This is a genomic window from Kitasatospora sp. NPDC051705 (assembly GCF_044453265.1).
Classification (GTDB): Bacteria; Actinomycetota; Actinomycetes; order Streptomycetales; family Streptomycetaceae; genus Kitasatospora.
Genome location: NZ_JBITCO010000047.1, coordinates 15,852 through 33,041, shown reverse-complemented (window position 1 = coordinate 33,041; position 17,190 = coordinate 15,852). Strand labels below are relative to the sequence as shown.

General features: G+C 74.6%; 15 protein-coding genes. 4 read left to right on the top strand and 11 right to left on the bottom strand.

Annotated features, from left to right (window positions below; all coding sequences use genetic code 11):
• From ACIA8Q_RS33055 to ACIA8Q_RS33040, 4 genes are all read right to left on the bottom strand, one after another.
• A partial coding sequence (locus ACIA8Q_RS33055) for a hypothetical protein (RefSeq protein ID WP_396318254.1) occupies nucleotides 1-601 on the bottom strand: 601 nt, incomplete at its 3' end.
• Nucleotides 598-1,149 (bottom strand): hypothetical protein, encoded by a 552-nt coding sequence (locus ACIA8Q_RS33050; RefSeq protein ID WP_360213235.1) that lies wholly within the window; start codon nucleotides 1,147-1,149, stop codon nucleotides 598-600. The genes ACIA8Q_RS33050 and ACIA8Q_RS33055, both read right to left, overlap by 4 nt.
• Entirely contained in the window at nucleotides 1,146-3,437 is a 2,292-nt protein-coding gene (locus ACIA8Q_RS33045; RefSeq protein WP_396318253.1) for a hypothetical protein, read from the bottom strand. The genes ACIA8Q_RS33050 and ACIA8Q_RS33045 overlap by 4 nt, the downstream gene beginning before the upstream one ends.
• A gap of 31 nt (nucleotides 3,438-3,468) precedes the next feature.
• Entirely contained in the window at nucleotides 3,469-3,903 is a 435-nt protein-coding gene (locus ACIA8Q_RS33040) for a hypothetical protein (RefSeq protein ID WP_396318252.1), read from the bottom strand.
• Nucleotides 3,904-4,077: 174 nt separating this feature from the next.
• On the opposite strand from ACIA8Q_RS33040, the gene ACIA8Q_RS33035 reads away from it, so the two are divergent.
• The 4 genes from ACIA8Q_RS33035 to ACIA8Q_RS33020 all read left to right on the top strand — a co-directional run bounded on the left by ACIA8Q_RS33035 (nucleotide 4,078) and on the right by ACIA8Q_RS33020 (nucleotide 7,747).
• Nucleotides 4,078-5,076, top strand: coding sequence for an ABC transporter ATP-binding protein (locus tag ACIA8Q_RS33035; protein WP_360213229.1), 999 nt, complete (start codon nucleotides 4,078-4,080; stop codon nucleotides 5,074-5,076).
• Nucleotides 5,060-5,962, top strand: a complete 903-nt coding sequence (locus ACIA8Q_RS33030) for an ABC transporter permease subunit (protein ID WP_360213227.1) — start codon at nucleotides 5,060-5,062, stop codon at nucleotides 5,960-5,962. The genes ACIA8Q_RS33035 and ACIA8Q_RS33030 overlap by 17 nt, the downstream gene beginning before the upstream one ends.
• 26 nt (nucleotides 5,963-5,988) lie before the next feature.
• Nucleotides 5,989-6,906 (top strand): ABC transporter ATP-binding protein, encoded by a 918-nt coding sequence (locus ACIA8Q_RS33025; RefSeq protein WP_360213225.1) that lies wholly within the window; start codon nucleotides 5,989-5,991, stop codon nucleotides 6,904-6,906.
• Nucleotides 6,907-7,030: 124 nt separating this feature from the next.
• Nucleotides 7,031-7,747 (top strand): ABC transporter permease, encoded by a 717-nt coding sequence (locus tag ACIA8Q_RS33020; protein ID WP_360213223.1) that lies wholly within the window; start codon nucleotides 7,031-7,033, stop codon nucleotides 7,745-7,747.
• 69 nt (nucleotides 7,748-7,816) lie between these two features.
• On the opposite strand, the gene ACIA8Q_RS33015 is transcribed toward ACIA8Q_RS33020, so the two are convergent.
• From ACIA8Q_RS33015 to ACIA8Q_RS32985, 7 genes are all read right to left on the bottom strand, one after another.
• Nucleotides 7,817-9,058, bottom strand: a complete 1,242-nt coding sequence (locus tag ACIA8Q_RS33015; RefSeq protein WP_360213221.1) for an MFS transporter — start codon at nucleotides 9,056-9,058, stop codon at nucleotides 7,817-7,819.
• Nucleotides 9,059-9,122: 64 nt separating this feature from the next.
• Nucleotides 9,123-9,854: a FadR/GntR family transcriptional regulator gene (locus ACIA8Q_RS33010; protein WP_360213219.1), complete on the bottom strand. Its 732-nt coding sequence runs from the start codon at nucleotides 9,852-9,854 to the stop codon at nucleotides 9,123-9,125.
• A gap of 193 nt (nucleotides 9,855-10,047) precedes the next feature.
• Nucleotides 10,048-10,908 (bottom strand): HAD family hydrolase, encoded by an 861-nt coding sequence (locus ACIA8Q_RS33005; RefSeq protein ID WP_360213217.1) that lies wholly within the window; start codon nucleotides 10,906-10,908, stop codon nucleotides 10,048-10,050.
• Nucleotides 10,909-10,967: 59 nt separating this feature from the next.
• A complete protein-coding gene (gene serS / locus ACIA8Q_RS33000) occupies nucleotides 10,968-12,242 on the bottom strand; it encodes a serine--tRNA ligase (protein WP_360213215.1) in 1,275 nt (424 codons plus the stop codon).
• A gap of 518 nt (nucleotides 12,243-12,760) precedes the next feature.
• Complete coding sequence (pheA, locus tag ACIA8Q_RS32995) at nucleotides 12,761-13,696, bottom strand: prephenate dehydratase (RefSeq protein ID WP_360213213.1); 936 nt, start codon at nucleotides 13,694-13,696, stop codon at nucleotides 12,761-12,763.
• Between the two features lie 159 nt (nucleotides 13,697-13,855).
• Entirely contained in the window at nucleotides 13,856-15,178 is a 1,323-nt protein-coding gene (efeB, locus tag ACIA8Q_RS32990; protein ID WP_396318251.1) for an iron uptake transporter deferrochelatase/peroxidase subunit, read from the bottom strand.
• Between the two features lie 5 nt (nucleotides 15,179-15,183).
• Nucleotides 15,184-17,178 (bottom strand): FixH family protein, encoded by a 1,995-nt coding sequence (locus ACIA8Q_RS32985; protein WP_396318250.1) that lies wholly within the window; start codon nucleotides 17,176-17,178, stop codon nucleotides 15,184-15,186.
• Between the last annotated feature and the right edge of the window lie 12 nt (nucleotides 17,179-17,190).

Here is a 17,190-nt window from a genome sequence, read left to right as displayed (position 1 = left end):
GGGGGGGGCCGGGCGGGGCCCGGGGGGGCGGCCCCCCCCCCCCGCGGCGGCGGCGGGGGGGGGGCCCGCCGCGCCCCCCCCGGCCCGCCCCCCCCCCCCCCCCGCCCCCGGCGCAGCCGAACGTCACGGCGGCCCGCTCCGCGAAGCCGGTCACCAGCTCGCCCATCCGCTCCCGGCCGGGGCCGCCGGCCGGCCGGACGCCGTCCTCGGTGAGCCTGAGGACGGCCTGGTAGGGCTCGGTCCGGCCGTTCAGGGTGCAGCCGAAGACCGCCACCCCGATGCCGTCGCCGCTGATGCCGCCGGCGCCGTCGGTCACCGAGGCGAACAGCGTCCGGCCGCCCTGCCCGGTGACGTCGCAGTCGAGGACGGGCCGGGAGTCCGGCTGCGGCGCCAGGTAGCGCGTGTTCGCGAAGACCCGGGGGGTGCGCCCCAGCAGCTCGGCGACCCCCGGGTCGGCCAGGGCGCCCCGGCACTCGTCGTGCGACAGCGAGACGGCCGGCGGCCGGTACCCGGTGCGGTCGAGGTACGCGTGCCAGCCGAGCAGGCCGCCGCCGAGCAGCAGGGCCGTCAGGCCCGCGGTCAGTGGTCGTGGGTGCCTCACCGGCAGACGTCCTTCTTGCTCGTCGGCAGCCCGTCCCGGGCGATCTGCTCCAGGTCCGTCCGCCGCGGGCCGTCGCCGCCCGCCGGGGCGGCCCCGTCGGCGGTGACCGCCAGTTGGACGTGGGCGACGTGGCCGCCCGCGCAGTAGTCGGAGACGGCGGCGCCGCCGCTCCAGGAGGCGGCCACGCTCCCCGCGTCGAAGGCGTGCGCGTCCGGGTGCCCGGCGGCCTCCGGGGGGAGCACGGCCTCGCCGTCGCGCCGGACGGCGGTGAGGGTGAGCGCGGTGCGGCCGTCGACCCGGATGGTGCAGCTGCGCGGGTCGACGCCGGTGCGGCCGGTCCGCTCCTCCTCGACGTCCTGGCCGCCGGCCGGCAGCAGGCGCCCGAGCGGGGTGCCGGCGCCGGTGGGCAGCCCGCAGAGGCGGGCCGCGCGGCCGGGTGCGTCGGCCGGGCGGTGGCCCCGCCAGTCCAGGTAGCCGACGGCGCCCGCGGCGACCACCGCCGCCGCGAGTGCGGCGGGCAGGACCCACCGGCCTCCGGGCCCGGTCACGAACTCCCCTTCGCGTTGGCGCTGAGCCCGTCGGCGACCCCGGTGGTGTAGCCGTCGAGCGCCCGGTCGCCGGCGCTGTCGGCGAGCCGCCGGACGTCGTCGTAGCCGAGGCCGGAGCCGACGGCCGCGTCGCGGACGGCCTGTTGGGCGCCGGTCGCGGCGCCGTTCTTGGCGTCGTCGTTGAAGTTGCGGGCCTCCTGGCGGCCGTCCTCGGTGGTGTCGCGGGAGTTGGCCTCGATCACGCTGTCGGCGATGGAGTCGACGATCGCGCCCGAGATCTCGCCGCCGAGCGGGATCTTCTCGGTCACCGAGCCGATGGTGCTGTTGAAGGCGTCCTTGGCGTACCCGACGTTCGTCTCCAGCGCGTCGTTGTACTCCTTGTCGGAGGCGGCGTGCTGGTTGTGCACCTCGTCGACCCGGGCCTCGTTGAGGACGCCGTTGACCACCCCGCCGGCCCGGCTGGTGTGGTCGATGTCGGCCTGCAGCCGGGCGAAGTCGGTCTGCCCGGCGTCCATGTGGCCGCGGATGACGGCGGTGGTGTAGGCCTGGTTGGCGTTGGTCACCGCGCCGTACGCGTCCGGGTCGCGGCCCAGCGCGTCGAGCAGTCCGCTGACCGGCGCGTCCCGCAGGGAGGCGGGCGAGCCGTTGACGGGCAGGTCGGTGGTGTGCGAGAGCGCGTTCTGGACGTCGCCGATGTACTCGGCGGTCATGTGCCCGAGGCTGGTCCGCATCGGGGCGAGGCTGCCGTCGCCCTTGATCTCGTCGAGCGCGCCGTGGTCGCCGTGGGTGCCGAAGGTGTCGACCACCCGCTGCATCAGGCCCGCCTGCTGTGCGGTGTGCGGGGTCGGCGGGACGGCGGCCGGGCCGTCGTACGGGTGGCCGGTGGTGGCGGCCTCCAGGGCGTGGCCGAGTGCGGCGGGGCCGCCGAGGCGGGTCTTGGCCGCGAGGTCCGGGTCCCGCGAGCCCGTGTCGGGGATCCACTCCTTGTCGTGGACGTAGTAGTCGAAGTAGTCCGCCGGCTTGGGCCGGCCGCCCGGGTCGACCGTGCCGTCCTCGTGGTAGGCGGTCGCCTGGCCGGTGAAGAAGGCGTTGGCCGCCTCGGGGCTGTGGCCGAGCGCCTCCAGGATCGCGGTGGTCGGCCGGAAACCGGATCCGGCCTCGGGGCCGCCGAGCAGGTTGAAGCCGTGCACCCGGTCGGCGACGGAGGGCGGCGGCGCGGGCCAGTACTTGTCGTCCCTGGTGTCGAGCTGGGTGACGTGCTCGGCGATCGGGCCGAGGAAGTGCGGGTCGTAGTCGCCGGTGGCCAGGATGCCGGAGAGCACCTGGTAGCCGTACGGCACGTAGTCCAGGCCGGTCGGCCGCATCGGCTTGTCCCAGACGGGCTGGGCGCCGGCCTTGCGCAGGGCGGCGGCCCACTCGTCGGACAGGTGCGGCTCGTTGCCGGTGCGGGTGGCGGTGGCGAGGTTGAGGCCGAGGTTCTTCTGGAGCTCCTGGTAGGCCTTCCAGCGCGGGTCGTTCGGGTCCCGGTAGTGCGCCGGGTCGCCGACCATGCTGTTCCAGGACTTGATCAGTCCGTCCGGTCCGAGGTCCTGGTAGAACGCCACGGCGAACTTCGGGTCGCCCGAGTGGGCCGCCAGCAGCGAGTTGAGTTCGGTGAGTTCGGCGTCGCCGATGTCGCCGCCGCGGGCGGCGAGGAGGGCGGCGCGCCTGCCGTCCGCCTCCGGTCCGCCGCCGATGGCCCGGGCGTTGAAGGACTTCTGCGGGTCGGTGCTCGTGTCGGAGCGCAGCGCGTAGGCGATCCGCTCGTCGGCGGCGGTGGCCTCCTGGACGGCGGCGTCGATCGCGTTGCGCGCGGTCTCGGCCTTGCCCCGGTACTCGTTCTGGTAGTCGCGGTAGCCGTCGGGGTCGTGCCGGGTGGCCTGGTCGGCCGGCGGCCAGCTGACGGTGCCGTCGGGGCCCACGGTCAGTCCGGCGGCCACCGCGTCGGCGACGGCCTTCTCCAGCTTGGACCTCGCGGCCTGGAACTCGGTGGCGGCGTCCTTGAAGAGCGAGGCGAGCGCGTTGGCCTCGGTCACCGCCGCGGTCAGCTGCTCGTTGGTGCGCTTGAGGCCCGGTCTGGCCTGGTCGGCCGCGGGGCCGGCCCAGCAGACGGAGAAGATCTTGCCGACCACGGTGGTGTTCCAGTCGTCGTCCATCGACTTGAGCTTCTGGGCGGCGGTGGTCCAGGCGGTGGCGGCGTTCTCCAGCACGTCGAACCGGGCGGTGCTGAGTTCGTGGAAGTCGACCACGGCTGTCGTCCTCTCAGGAGTCCGGTCCGGCTCAGGGGTTGAGGTCGTGCTGCACGGCCGACTCGTTCTGTCGGTAGTTGGCGGCGCTGGTGTTCAGCGCCTGGGTGATCTGGCCGATGGTCGCGCCGAGCGCGGCGACCTGCTGGTCCCAGGTGGCGGCGGCGGCCTGGGCGGCCCGGCCGGTGCTCCAGTTGGCGAGCCCGGTGGCGACCTTGGCGGTGGCCTCGTCGGCGCCCCGGCCGTCGGTGTTGAGCCGGGCGTGGATCTGGTCGGAGTTGCCGCCCGCGGTGGCGAGCACGGTGGGGTCCGCGGCGAAGCCGCCGCCGTCCCCGCCGCCGGGCGCCCGGGCCGAGTTGATCTGCGTGCGGGCGCTCTCCTGGGCCCGGGCCTGCGCGGTGAGGTTGCCGTCCGCGTCGTACGCCCAGGGGTTCATCATCCGGTCGAAGGCCGTCGCCCGGTCCGCCATGTCGTTCTCCCCCTCCGTGCCGGCGCAGCGCTCCGGCACCCCCGTTGGCAAAGAATTCGACCAGGGTACAAGCGCGTTCGGGGTTTGCCGACCGGTGGCGCACGAGCGCACCCCCTAGGGGAGCGGGCCCGCGCCGTCATACCGCAGCAGCAGATCGGCTCGTCATTCCAGCTCATGGCCCTTTCCCCGCAACGCCGTTACGTTGAGGGCGTGTCCACTGCTGTCATCAAGACGGACGGCCTCACCAAGAGGTTCCCCCGGGTCACCGCCCTGGACCGGCTCACCGTCGAGGTGCAGCCGGGCGTGGTCGGCCTGGTCGGTGCCAACGGCGCGGGCAAGTCCACCCTCATCAAGATCCTGCTCGGGCTGGCCCCGGCGACCTCCGGTCGCGGCGAGGTGCTCGGGCTGGACGTCGCCACCCGCGGCTCGGAGATCCGCGAGCGGGTCGGCTACATGCCCGAGCACGACTGCCTGCCGCCGGACGTCTCGGCGACCGAGTTCGTGGTGCACATGGCCCGGATGACCGGGCTGCCGGCCACCGCCGCCCGCGAGCGCACGGCCGACGTGCTGCGTCACGTCGGCCTGTACGAGGAGCGGTACCGGCCGATGGGCGGGTACTCCACCGGCATGAAGCAGCGGGTCAAGCTGGCCCAGGCGCTGGTGCACGACCCGAGGCTGGTGCTGCTGGACGAGCCGACCAACGGCCTCGACCCGGCCGGCCGGGACGAGATGCTGGCGCTGATCCGCCGGGTGCACGCCGACTTCGGGATCTCGGTGCTGGTCACCACCCACCTGCTCGGCGAGCTGGAGCGCACCTGCGACCACCTGGTCGTCATCGACGGCGGCACGCTGCTGCGGTCCTCGTCCACGGCCTCCTTCACGGAGGCGACGGCCGTGCTCGCCGTCGAGGTCACCGACCACCCGGAGGACCGGCTCCCGGAGCCGGGCGGGGCCGTCCGGGAGCGGCTGGCCGCGGCCGGGCTGTCCGTCCAGTCCGAGGGCTCGCACCTGCTGCTGGTCCGGCTGGCCGGCGAGGACACCTACGACACCATCCGCGACACCGTCGCCGGCCTGGGCCTCGGCCTGGTCCGGCTGGAGCAGCGCCGCCACCGGGTCGCCGAACTCTTCACCGACGACAGCAGGGGAGGGACGGACGATGCCGCTGCCTCCTGAGACCGGGGCCGCCGACTCCGGCGTCATCCACGACATCGGCTACCGGGGCTACACCGGCCCCCGGCTCGGCCGCGGCTACGCGACCCGCTCGCTGTTCACCCAGAGCCTGCGCGCCGCGTACGGGCTGGGGCGCTCCGGCAGGTCCAAGGTGCTGCCGATGCTGGTCCTCGGCGTGGTGTCGATGCCCGCCGTCGTCATGGTGGCGGTCGCGCTGGCGACCGGCGCCGCCGAGCTGCCGCTGGACTACGCGCGCTACCTGTCGCTGTTCGGGCCGATCGTGGCGATCTTCCTGGCCTCGCAGGCGCCGGTGCTGCTCTCCCGGGACCTCAGGTACCACACCGTCCCGCTGTACTTCTCCCGCCCGATCACCCGCGCCGACTACGTCCGGGCGAAGTTCGCGGCCATGGTCTGCGCCCAGTTCCTGCTGATGGCGGCGCCGCTGACGGTCCTCTACCTGGGCGCGCTGCTCGGCCGGCTGGACTTCGGGCACAACACCGGGCACTTCCTGTCCGGCCTGCTCGCCGCGGCGCTGTACGCCCTGGTGCCGACCTCGGTGGCGATGGTGATCGCCGCGGCCACCCCGCGCCGCGGCTTCGGGGTGGCCGGGATCATGGGCTACCTGACGATCAGCTCGGTCGTGGTGGCGGTGCTGACCAGGATCGGCACCGCCACCGAGCTCACCGTCCCGGACTCCGTCCAGTGGGCGGCGCTGCTCTCGCCGAACGACCTGGTGGAGAGCCTGACCAACCAGCTCTTCTCGGTCGGCGGCGTGGACGGCCGGATGCACGCGCCCGGCGGGCTCGGCGCGGCCGTCTTCCTGGTGGCCGCGCTGGCCGTCCCGGCCGCCGCGTACGGGCTGCTGCTGCGCCGCTACCGCAGCGTCTGACGAACCGAGGAGTGTGAGAGGGCGCCATGGCCACCATCAGCATCGACAAGGTCTCCCGCTGGTTCGGGAACGTGGTCGCCGTCAACGACATCAGCATGTCGATCGGGCCCGGCATCACCGGCCTGCTCGGGCCGAACGGCGCGGGCAAGTCCACCCTGATCCACATGATGAGCGGCTTCCTGGCGCCGTCCGGCGGGGCGGTCACCCTGGACGGCGCGCCGACCTGGCGCAACCAGGAGGTGTACCGGCAGATCGGTCTGGTGCCCGAACGGGAGTCGATGTACGACTACCTGACGGGCTGGGAGTTCGTGCTCGCCAACGCCGAACTGCACGGCCTCGCCCAGCCCGGCGCCGCCGCCCGCCGCGCCCTGGACCTGGTGGAGATGGCGTACGCGAAGGACCGCCGCACCGGGACGTACTCCAAGGGCATGAAGCAGCGGGTCAAGATGGCCTCGGCCCTGGTCCACGACCCGGCCGTGCTGCTGCTCGACGAGCCGTTCAACGGCATGGACCCGCGCCAGCGCCTCCAGCTGATGGAGCTGCTGCGCCGCTTCGGCGCGGACGGCCGGACGGTGCTGTTCTCCTCGCACATCCTGGAGGAGGTCGAGCAACTGGCCCGCCACATCGAGGTCGTGGTGGCCGGGAGGCACGCCGCCTCGGGCGACTTCCGGAAGATCCGCCGACTGATGACGGACCGCCCGCACCGCTACCTCGTCCGGTCCGGCGACGACCGCCGGCTGGCGGCCGCGCTGATCGCCGACGGCTCCACCACCGGCATCGAGGTGGACGAGCGGGAGCGGGTGCTGCGGATCGAGGCGGTGGACTTCCAGGGCTTCACGACGCTGCTGCCCCGGGTCGCCCGGGACGCGGGCATCCGGCTGTTCACCGTCGCTCCGGCGGACGAGTCCCTGGAGAGCGTCTTCTCCTACCTGGTCTCGACGTGAGCCGCCCGCGCCGCGCCGTCGGCCCGGGCCGCGCCGGCCGCCCGAGTCACCCGGGCCGCCCGGGCCGCCCCGCCCACGCCGCCGACCCCCTCCCGTACCGGACCCAGGAAAGGGCCGACCGACCATGAACCCGACCGTCGCCCGGCTGACCCTGCGCGGCCTGCTGGGCCGCCGCCGCGGCCTCCTGCTGCTGGTGGTCCCCGCCCTGCTGCTGCTCGTGTCCGCCCTGGCCGGCGGCTCCGACGGGAACGCGCACGAGCTGACCGTCAAGATCCTCGGCCAGCTCGGCCTAGGCACCCTGGTGCCGATCCTCGGCCTGGTGGTCGGCACCGGGGTGATCGCCACCGAGATCGACGACGGCTCGATCGTCTACCTGCTGGCCAAGCCGCTGCCGCGGTGGCAGATCGTCACCACCAAGCTGGCCGTGGCGATCGGCACCACCTGGGTGTTCGCCGCCGTCCCGACGCTGCTCTCCGGCCTGCTGCTGTACGGCACCCGGGACGGGGTCGCGCTCGGCTACACGGTGGCCGTGCTGGTCGCCGGGGCCGCCTACAGCGCGCTGTTCCTGCTGCTCGGCGTGGTCACCCGGCACGCGGTGGTGGCCGGGCTGGCCTACGCGCTGGTCTGGGAGTCGCTGATCGGCAACTTCGTCTCGGGCGCCCGGACGCTGAGCGTCCAGCAGTGGGGCCGGTCGGTGGCCGAGGCGGTCGCCGGGGACGCCGCGATCGGCGCGGACGTGTCCTTCGGGGTGGCCGTGCCGCTGCTGCTGGTGGTCACCGTCGCGGCGACGGTGCTGGCCTCGGTGAAGCTGGCCGGGCTGACCCTGGCCGGGGAGGAGTAGGGCCTGCCGGCGCCCCTGTCCGGCGCCCCTGTCCGGCGGCCCCGGTCCGGGGCGCCGGACGGTCGGTGCTCAGAGCGTCCGGTTGCGGCCCGCGCCCCAGCCGGCCGCGCCGACCACGGTGACCAGCGCCAGCATCAGCACCAGGGTGGTCGTCCAGCCGCCGGTGAGCTGGTGCAGCGCCCCGGCGCCGACCGGTCCGGCCGCCGCGACCAGGTAGCCGATCGCCTGCGACATCCCGCCCAGCTGGGCGGCACCGGCCGCGCTGCGGGTGCGCAGCACGATGAAGGCCAGGCCCAGGCCGAGCGAACCGCCCTGGGCGACGCCCAGGATCGCCGCCGCCACCCAGGCGCCGGAGACCGGCGCGACCAGCAGCAGCGCGATGCCGAGGCCGTTCAGCCCGGCCATGGCGACGGCCAGCACGCGCTGGTCGGTCATCCGGCCGGCCAGCAGCGGCACCAGGAAGGCGCCGGCCACCTGCACCAGGTTGGAGAAGGCGAAGACCAGCCCGGCCTCGCCGCGGTCCATGCCGTGGTCGGCCAGGATGGTCGGCATCCAGGCGACCAGGGTGTACACCAGCAGCGACGAGATGCCCATGAAGAGGCTGATCTGCCAGGCCAGCGGCGAGCGCCAGATCCCCTCGACCGGTCGGCCCGGCCGGGCCGCCGCGGCGGCGACGGCCGTCCGCTCCTGCCGGGAGCGCAGCACCTGCGGCAGCCAGGCCACCGCGGCGACCAGCGCCAGCAGCGACCAGGCGCCCAGGGAGGCCTGCCAGCCGCCGCCGAGCACGTGCTCCAGCGGGACGGACGTACCGGCCGCGAGGGTCGCGCCGACCAGCATGGTGGTCGAGTAGACGCCGGTCATGGTGGCCGCGCGGTCCGGGAACTCCCGCTTGACCAGGCCCGGCATCGACACGTTGAGCACGGCGATGGCGACGCCGATCACCACGCAGCCCGCGTACAGCGCGCCCACCGAGGGCAGCACCCGCAGCAGCACGCCCGCGCCGAGCACCAGCACCGCGCCCAGCACCACCCGCTCGGTGCCGAAGCGCCGGGTCAGCCGGGGGGTGAGCGGGGCGCCGACGCCCTGGAACAGCACCGGCACGGTGGTGATCAGGCCGCTGGCGGTGGTGGAGAGGCCGAAGGTCCGCTGGATCTCGCCGACCATCGGGGAGATCGCCGCCAGGCAGGCGCGCATGTTCAGCGCGACGAGCACGATGCCGGTCAGCAGCAGGGCGGGGTGGGCCAGCCGGCTGCGGACGGGGAGCGGGGCGGAGGAGGTGACGACCGGCTGCTGGGCACGGGTGACGGCCATGGGTGTGCTGTGTTCTTTCGTGAATGTGCTGCGAGGGGTGCGGACGGCGGAAGGGGCGGGTGCCTTACTTCCGGGCCGCGATGGCCGCGAGGAGCTGCTCGACGGCCGCGGTCGGCTCGGCGAGCAGCGCACGACACGCCGCCTCGGCGCGGTCCGGGTCGCCGCTCTCGATCGCGTCGACCAGCGCCTCGTGGGTGGCCACGACCACCTCGGGCATCTCGTGGTCGCCGAAGGCCGTGGTCATCGACTCGCGCACGGAGGCGCCGAAGTAGCGGTACACCTCGGTCAGCGCCGGGTTGTGGGCGGCCTCGACGACGGCGGTGTGGAACTCCAGGTCGTGCTCGACGGTGGCCTCGCGGCCGGCCCGCTCGGGCTGGGAGGCGATCACCTCGGCCTCACGGGCGAGCGCGGCGCGCATCCGCCGGACGTCCTCGGGGGTGTGCCGCAGTGCGGCCAGCCGGGCGGCCTCGGCCTCGAGCGCGGCCCGGACCTCCAGGACGTCGCGCACGCCCGAGCGCTGGACGCCGCGCAGGACGGCCGCCGGGTCGCTGGTGGAGCGGACGAACGTCCCCTCGCCCTGCCGGGAGACCAGCATGCCGGCGTGCACCAGCACCCGGATCGCCTCCCGGACGGTGTTGCGGCCGACCTGCAGCCGCTCGGCGAGCTCGTGCTCGGTGGGGATCTGCGACCCCACCGGCCAGGCCCCGCCGGCCAGTTGCTCGCGCAGCTGGTCGATCGCGGTGTCCACCAGGGAGCGCCGTCCGGCCGCCTGCAGGCTGCTGCCGTCGCTGGTCATGCCGGAACCTCCCTCTGCGGTGCGGACCGTCTGCGGACACCGGCCTCCGGGCCGGTCATCGGTCATCCTACAACTGCTTGCCCGGTCATCCTACAACTGGGCGTGGACAGCCGCGGAACGGCACGCGGCGAGGCGCGGCCGGCCGAAGGCGGGGGGCTCGGGTGCAGGGGCCCGGCGGGGGCGGACGAGGGCCCTAGCGGGCCGGGTAGAGACGCTCCAGGACGACGGCGACGCCGTCCTCGTCGTTGCCGGCGGTGACCTCGTCGGCGACCGCGAGCAGCTCCTCGTGGGCGTCCGCCATCGCCACGCCGTGCGCCGCCCAGCCGAACATCGGCACGTCGTTCGGCATGTCGCCGAAGGCGATGGTGTCGGCCCCGCGGACGCCCAGGCGGCGGGCGGCGACGGCCAGACCGGTGGCCTTGGACAGGCCCAGCGGCAGCAGTTCGACCACACCGGCACCGGCCATCACGGCGCCGACCAGGTGGCCGGCGACCCGGCGGGCCGCCTCGGCGAGCGCGTCGTCGGTCATGCCGGGGTGCTGGACGTAGAGCTTGCTGACCGGGGAGGCGAGCAGCTCGCCCCGGTCGACCCGGACGACGGGCAGGTCGGAGCCGATCAGCAGCTCGTACCCGGGCCCGGCCAGCACCTGGCCGTCCAGCCCGTCCTGGCTGGCGGCGACGGCCAGCGGGCCGGTCTCGGCCTCGATCTCGGCGAGGGCGAGCGCGGCGAGCCGGCGGTCCAGGGTGAGTGAGGTGAGCAGCTTGTGCGCGCCGGCGTCGTACACCTGGGCGCCCTGGCCGCAGACCGCTATCCCGGTGTAGCCGATCTCGTCGAAGACCGGCCGGGCCCAGACGGCCGAGCGGCCGGTCACCACGATGTGGAGGGCACCCGCGTCGGTGGCCGTGGCCAGGGCGGCGCGGGTGCGCTCCGAGACGGTCTCCGCGCTGGTCAGCAGGGTGCCGTCGAGGTCGGTGGCGACCAGCCGGTAGGGCAGGCCGCCACCGTCCGGACGTGCGCCGTCCCGGGAGAGGGGGCTGGGGCTGGTGGTGCTCATGGCCGTACGTCTCCCGGGAGTTGCAGGTGCTGCGGGTGGCTCGGTGCTACTCGACCGGGCTACTTGACCGGCTCGAGGACGGTCCGCCCGCCGAGGAACGGCCGCAGCGCCTCCGGCACGACGACCGAGCCGTCGGCCTGCTGGTGGTTCTCCAGGATCGCCACGATGGTGCGCGGGACGGCGACCAGGGTGCCGTTCAGGGTGGCCAGCGGGCGGGTCTTGCCCTCCTCGCGCATCCGGATGGCGAGGCGCCGGGCCTGGTACTCGGTGGTGTTGGACGTCGAGGTGACCTCGCGGTACTTGCCCTGGGTCGGGATCCAGGCCTCGATGTCGAACTTGCGGGCGGCCGAGGCGCCGAGGTCGCCGGAGGCGACGTCGATGACCCGGTACGGCAGCTCCAGCGCGTTGAGGAAGTCCTTCTCCCACTGCAGGAGGCGGCGGTGCTCGTTCTCCGCGTCCTCCGGCGTGGTGTAGACGAACATCTCCACCTTCTCGAACTGGTGGACGCGGATGATGCCGCGGGTGTCCTTGCCGTAGGTGCCCGCCTCGCGGCGGAAGCAGGACGAGTAGCCGGCGTAGCGCAGCGGCAGCTTGTCGGCGTCGAGGATCTCGTCCATGTGGTACGCGGCGAGCGGGACCTCGCTGGTGCCGACCAGGTACCGGTCGTCCTCGGCGAGGTGGTAGACGTTCTCGGCGGCCTGACCGAGGAAGCCGGTGCCGTCCATGGCGGCCGGCCGGACCAGGGTCGGGGTGATCATCGGGATGAAGCCGGCCGCGGTGGCCCGGGCGATCGCCATGTTGACCAGGGCGAACTCCAGCAGCGCGCCGACGCCGGTCAGGTAGTAGGAGCGGGCACCGGCGACCTTGGCGCCGCGCTCGGTGTCGATCGCGCCCAGGATCTGCCCGAGCTCGACGTGGTCGCGGGGCTCGAAGCCCTCGGCGGCGAAGTCGCGGGGGGTGCCGATCTCCTCCAGCGTGACGAAGTCCTCCTCGCCGCCGACCGGGGCGGCCGGGTCGATGAGGTTCGCCAGGGAGCGGAGCAGGCGGTCGGCCTCCTCCTTGGCGGCGCCCTGCTCGGCGTCCGCGGCCTTGACCTCGGCGGCCAGTTCCTTGGTGCGCTGCAGCAGGGCGGTCTTCTCGTCGCCCTTGGCCTGGGCGACCTGCTTGCCGAGCGCCCGCTGTTCGGCGCGGAGTTCGTCGAAGCGACTGCCCGAGGACCGGCGCCGTTCGTCGGCGGAGAGGAGGGCGTCGACCAGGTCGACGTCCTCGCCACGGACGCGCTGCGAGGCGCGCACTCGGTCAGGGTCCTCACGGAGCAGGCGAAGGTCAATCACAGGCCCAAGCGTACCGGGCGGGGACTCCTCCACCGGTACCGGTTTTCCCCTGGGGATAACCGCCCACAGCCTGTGGATAACTTCTGTGGGAACTCGACCGGGTCCCGGTTATCCACAGCCTCCGGCCCTGGCCTGTGGATCGAAGGGGAGTGGAGGCGTCCGGGTGTCGAAACCAGAGAATTGAGGTTTCAAACCTCATTTGACCTTCCCGAGTGAGGGAATTGAAGCACTCGTTCGGGTGATTTGCTGGCACACGGGTGACTCTGGTCCGATTAGTCATCTCTGCGCCGCTTCCCGATGATCCGACCGAAAGCTGCAGTGGCTATACCGGTTTGTCGACTCATCCCCAGGCCTGTGGATAACTTTCGGCTGTGGATAGTCCCCGCCCCTGTGGACGGCGGGATCCGGCGTCGCCGCCCCCTGTGGACGACGGGTGCGGTCATGCGCCCGGCCCCGGAGAACCGGGCGAAAACGATCGGAAAAGGTCGGAAGGACGCCGGAAAGACAAGGGGCGTCGATCAGACGTCCCCGCGCCCGTCGAGGCAGCGGGAGAGCCAGTCGGCGGCCGCCGTGAAATCGGCGTCCGAGGTGCCCGGCCGCCGCTGCGTGGACTCCTGCCGGTCGGCGCGCGGATAGGAGCCGAGGAAGCGCACCTGGGGGCAGATCCGCTTGAGCCCCATCAGCGCCTCGGCCACGCGGCGGTCGGACAGGTGCCCCTCGCAGTCGATCACGAAGCAGTAGTTGCCGATGCCCTCGCCGGTCGGCCGGGACTCGATCCGCATCAGGTTGACCCCGCGCACCGCGAACTCCTGCAGCAGCTCCAGCAGCGCGCCCGGGTGGTCGTCCGGCAGCCAGACCACCATCGAGGTCTTGTCCGCGCCGGTCGGCGAGGAGACCCGGCCCGGGCGGCCCACCAGGACGAAGCGGGTGGTCGCGGTCTGCGCGTCCGCGATGTCCTTGACCAGCGGGTCCAGACCGTAGATCGGGGCCGCGAACTCGCCCGCGAACGCCCCGTCGTAGCGGCCCTCGGCGACCAGCCGGGCGCCGTCCGCGTTGGAGGCCGCCGACTCCCACTGCGCCTCCGGCAGGTTGGCCGCCAGCCAGCGGCGCACCTGGGCCTGCGCCACCGGGTGGCTGGTCACCGTCTTGACCCCGGACAGCTCGGTGCCCGGCCGCACCAGCAGCGCGAAGGAGATCGGCAGCAGCACCTCGCGGTAGATCATCAGCGGGGCGCCGGCGGCCAGTTCGTCGTTGGTCGCGGTGACCGCGCCCTCCACCGAGTTCTCGATCGGGACGAACGCCCCGGAGGCCTCCCCGCCGCGCACCGCGTCCAGCACCAGCGGCACCGTGGCCAGCGGCACCAGCTCCCGGGTCGCCGCCTCGGGCAGGGTGCGCAGCGCCGCCTCGGTGAAGGTGCCGGCCGGGCCGAGGTAGGTGTAGCGGGTGGCCGACATGACGCCTCCTGGGAAACGGGTGGAACCGGGGCAGGGTGGTGCCGAAACAGCCACCATAACGACTTCGCGGTCCGGGCAGGAAAGCGTTCCAGCAGCCGGGACCGGGGGCCGACGGGCCCGTGGGCCGGGGCCCGTCCGGCGGGATCCGCCCGACGGGCCCTACCCGTCGAGCAGCTGCTGGCCGAGGTAGCCGCCCGCGGGGACGCCCGGCGGGACGGCGTACAGGCCGCTGGCCTCGTGCCGCAGGAAGCGGGAGAGGCCGTCCCCCCGGGACAGCTTGCGCTGCACCGGGGTGAAGCCCCGGCGGGGGTCGGACTGGAAGGCGAGGAACAGCAGCCCGGCGTCCGGCGACCCGTCGGGCAGCAGGCCGTCGTGGTACGAGAAGCCGCGCCGCAGCATGGCGGCCCCGCCGTTGGCGGCCGGGGCGGCGACCCGGACGTGCGCGTCGGAGGGGATCACCAGTGCGCCGTCCGGCCCCTGCGCGGCCAGGTCGACCGGGGTGCGCTCGCCGGCCCCGGCGGGGGCGCCGAGCGGGGCGCCGTCGGACTTGCGCCGGCCGATCACCCGCTCCTGCCGGTCCAGCGGCAGGGCCTCCCAGGTGTCCAGCAGCATCCGGATCCGCCGGAACACCAGGTAGGAGCCGCCGGCCAGCCAGGCCGGCTGGTCCGGACCGGCGGCGCAGAACACCTTGGCGGCGAAGCCGTCCTCCCCGGGCCTGGGGTTGTTGGTGCCGTCGATCTGCCCCATCAGGTTGCGGCCCGTCACCGGGCGCGCGGTGGCGCCCGGCGTGCGGGCGAAGCCGGCCGACTGCCAGCGCAGCGCCGCCGTCCCGGCCGCCTGCCGCTGCAGCACCCGCAGCGCGTGCACGGCCACCAGGGCGTCGTCGGCGCCGATCTGGACGAAGAGGTCGCCGTCGCCGCGGGCCGGGTCGAGCGCGTCGGCGGGGAAGGCCGGCAGCGGTTCGAGCGCCTGCGGTCGGTGGTCGGCCAGCCCGGCCTTGTCGAACAGCGCGGCCCCGAAGCCGACGGTGACGGTGAGCGCGCAGGGGCCGGCGTCCAGCGCCACCTGGTCGTCGGAGTCCTCGGGGGGCTCCCCGGCGGTCAGCCGCTCGGCGGTGCGGGTCCAGCGCCGGAGCAGGGTGCGCAGGCCGTCCCGGCCGACGCCGTCGGCCAGGTCGAAGGCGGCGAGCTGGACCCGGGCCTGCTGCGGTTCGAGGATGCCGGCCTGGTGCTCGCCGTGGAACGGCACCCGGGCCGCACCGAGCGCGCCGCCCGGTGCCGGGGCCTGCGCCCCGCCGGAGCGGTCCAGGACGACGGCGCCGGCGACGCCCGCGCCGGCGCCGGCCAGCAGTCCGGCGCCGGCGGTGCCGAGCAGCGCCCGCCGGGTGAGGCCGGACCGGCCCGTGCCGCCGGCGGGGGCGTCCGCCGGGGTGTCCGCGGGGGCGCCGTCCGGCGTGGCGCGGTCGGGCGTGGTGTGCTCCATCGAGGTCAGCCGATCTTGAACTGCTGGGTGGGGGTGGTCTGGTCGATGTCGGAGGAGCGGATCTGCACCGACACGACCCAGGTGCCGGTCAGCGGCAGCTGTGCGGAGCCGCTCCACCGGCCGGTGCCCTCGGGGGTGAGCGCCACCGGCAGCGGGCCGAGGTCGCGGTCCGGCAGGGTGAAGGCCAGCTCCACCTCCGGGACCTCCACCGGCTGGCCGTCCGCGCCGTCCAGCTTGAGGTGCACCTCGTTGGGGCCGGTCCGGGCCGGGTTGAGGGTGACGGTCGCGGTGCCCTTGGCGTTCGGCGTCCGGCCCTTGGTGTCGTACGGCAGCTTGAGCTCGACGGTGCGGCCGGGCTCGGTCTGCGGGGCGGGTGCGTCCCCCGCCGCAGGGCCGGCCGGGGCGGGGGCGGCGGCCCCGGCCTTGACCTCTCCCGCGACCCGTCCGGGCGGGGAGTTGGTGAGCAGGGTGGTGACCACCAGGACGGCCACCGCGACCGCCGCCTCGACCAGCACCGAACGGCGCAGTCCGGCGCGGGTCGGGGTCAGCCCGCGGTCGCGTCCGGCGCTCTGCCGGGCGGCCTGCTGGCGCTCCAGCTGGGCCTGCCGGACCGGGTCCGCGGACCGCGCCGCGGCGCCGACCGGCTCCGGCACCTCGGAGGGTTCGACCTCGGCGGCCTCGGCCGGGGCCGAGCGCAGCCGGGACAGCCAGGAGCGGGAGGTCCACGCGACGCCCAGCATGGCGAGCACGCAGCCGGTCTTCACCAGCAGCAGCCGCCCGTACTCGGTGCCGGTCAGGGCGCCCCAGCTGCCCAGGCCGCGCCAGGACTGGTAGAGGCCGGTGGCGACGAGCACCGCGACCGCACCGAAGGCGATCCGGGAGAAGCGGTCGACGACCTCGGCGCCGACGCCCTCGCGCAGGCCGACCAGCAGCGCGGCCAGGCCGCCCAGCCAGAGCGCCATCGCGATCAGGTGCAGCATGCCGAGCGGCAGCGCCAGCCAGACCTGGATGCCCACGGCGGCGTGGTCGGCGCCGACCCAGGTCGCCGACAGGGCGACGGCCAGCACCAGCCCGGCGACCCCGAGGCCGAGCCGGGCCTCGCGCTGGGGCCGTTCGGCGGCCCGCTGCTCCAGCTCCCGCAGTTCGGCGTCCTCGGCGTCGGCCGCCGCCTCCGGGCCCCCGGCACCGGTCGCGGCGGGCCGGGCGGGCTGCCCCAACTGGCCGACCAGCAGCGAGAGGAACACCCCGCTCGCGGCGAGCAGCAGCAGCCGGGCGGCCAGCGCGGTGCCGATCCGCTCGTCCAGGGTGGCGCGCACCAGGGAGAGGTCGAGCGCCTTGCCGATCCCGGAGCCGCGCTCGTACGGGCCGCGCAGCATCAGGACCGCGACGGTGGAGGCGAGCAGCGCCGTCCAGCCGGTCATCAGCAGCCGCTGCACCCGGCGCCGGGCCGCCCCGCCGGGCCAGCAGAGCAGGACGAACCCGGCGACGCCGGCGAGCAGGGCGAACGCGGCGTAGGCGACGGTGCGACCGGTGCCGTAGAGGGCGGCGACCAGGCCGTCGGCCTTGGCGCCCTGCAGCGCGGTGGCGGACACCGAGGTGTCCGAGGGGGCGCCGACGGAGAAGGTGAAGGCGCCGCCGATCGGGTGCGAGTCCTCCGAGACGGCCCGCCAGGCCACCGTGTAGGTGCCGTTGGCGAGTCCGCCGCGCAGTCCGACCCGGGCGGTGTTGGACTTGCCGTCGGCGTGCCCCGGGTCACCGCTGTCGACGGCCTTGCCGGCCGGGTCGAGCACCCGGACGGAGTCGCCGGACAGCGAGACGGACTCGCTGAAGGTCAGCGTGACGGCCTGCGGGGCTGCGGCGACCACCGAGTTCTGGTGCGGGTCGGTGGATTCCAGGGTGGCGTGCGCGGAGGCCGGTCCGGCGTCGGCGAGCATCAGCGCGAGCAGCGCGCCGAGCACTCCGAGCAGTCCGGCGATGCGGCGGTGGGAGGCCTTCTCCATGCTGGCGGGTCC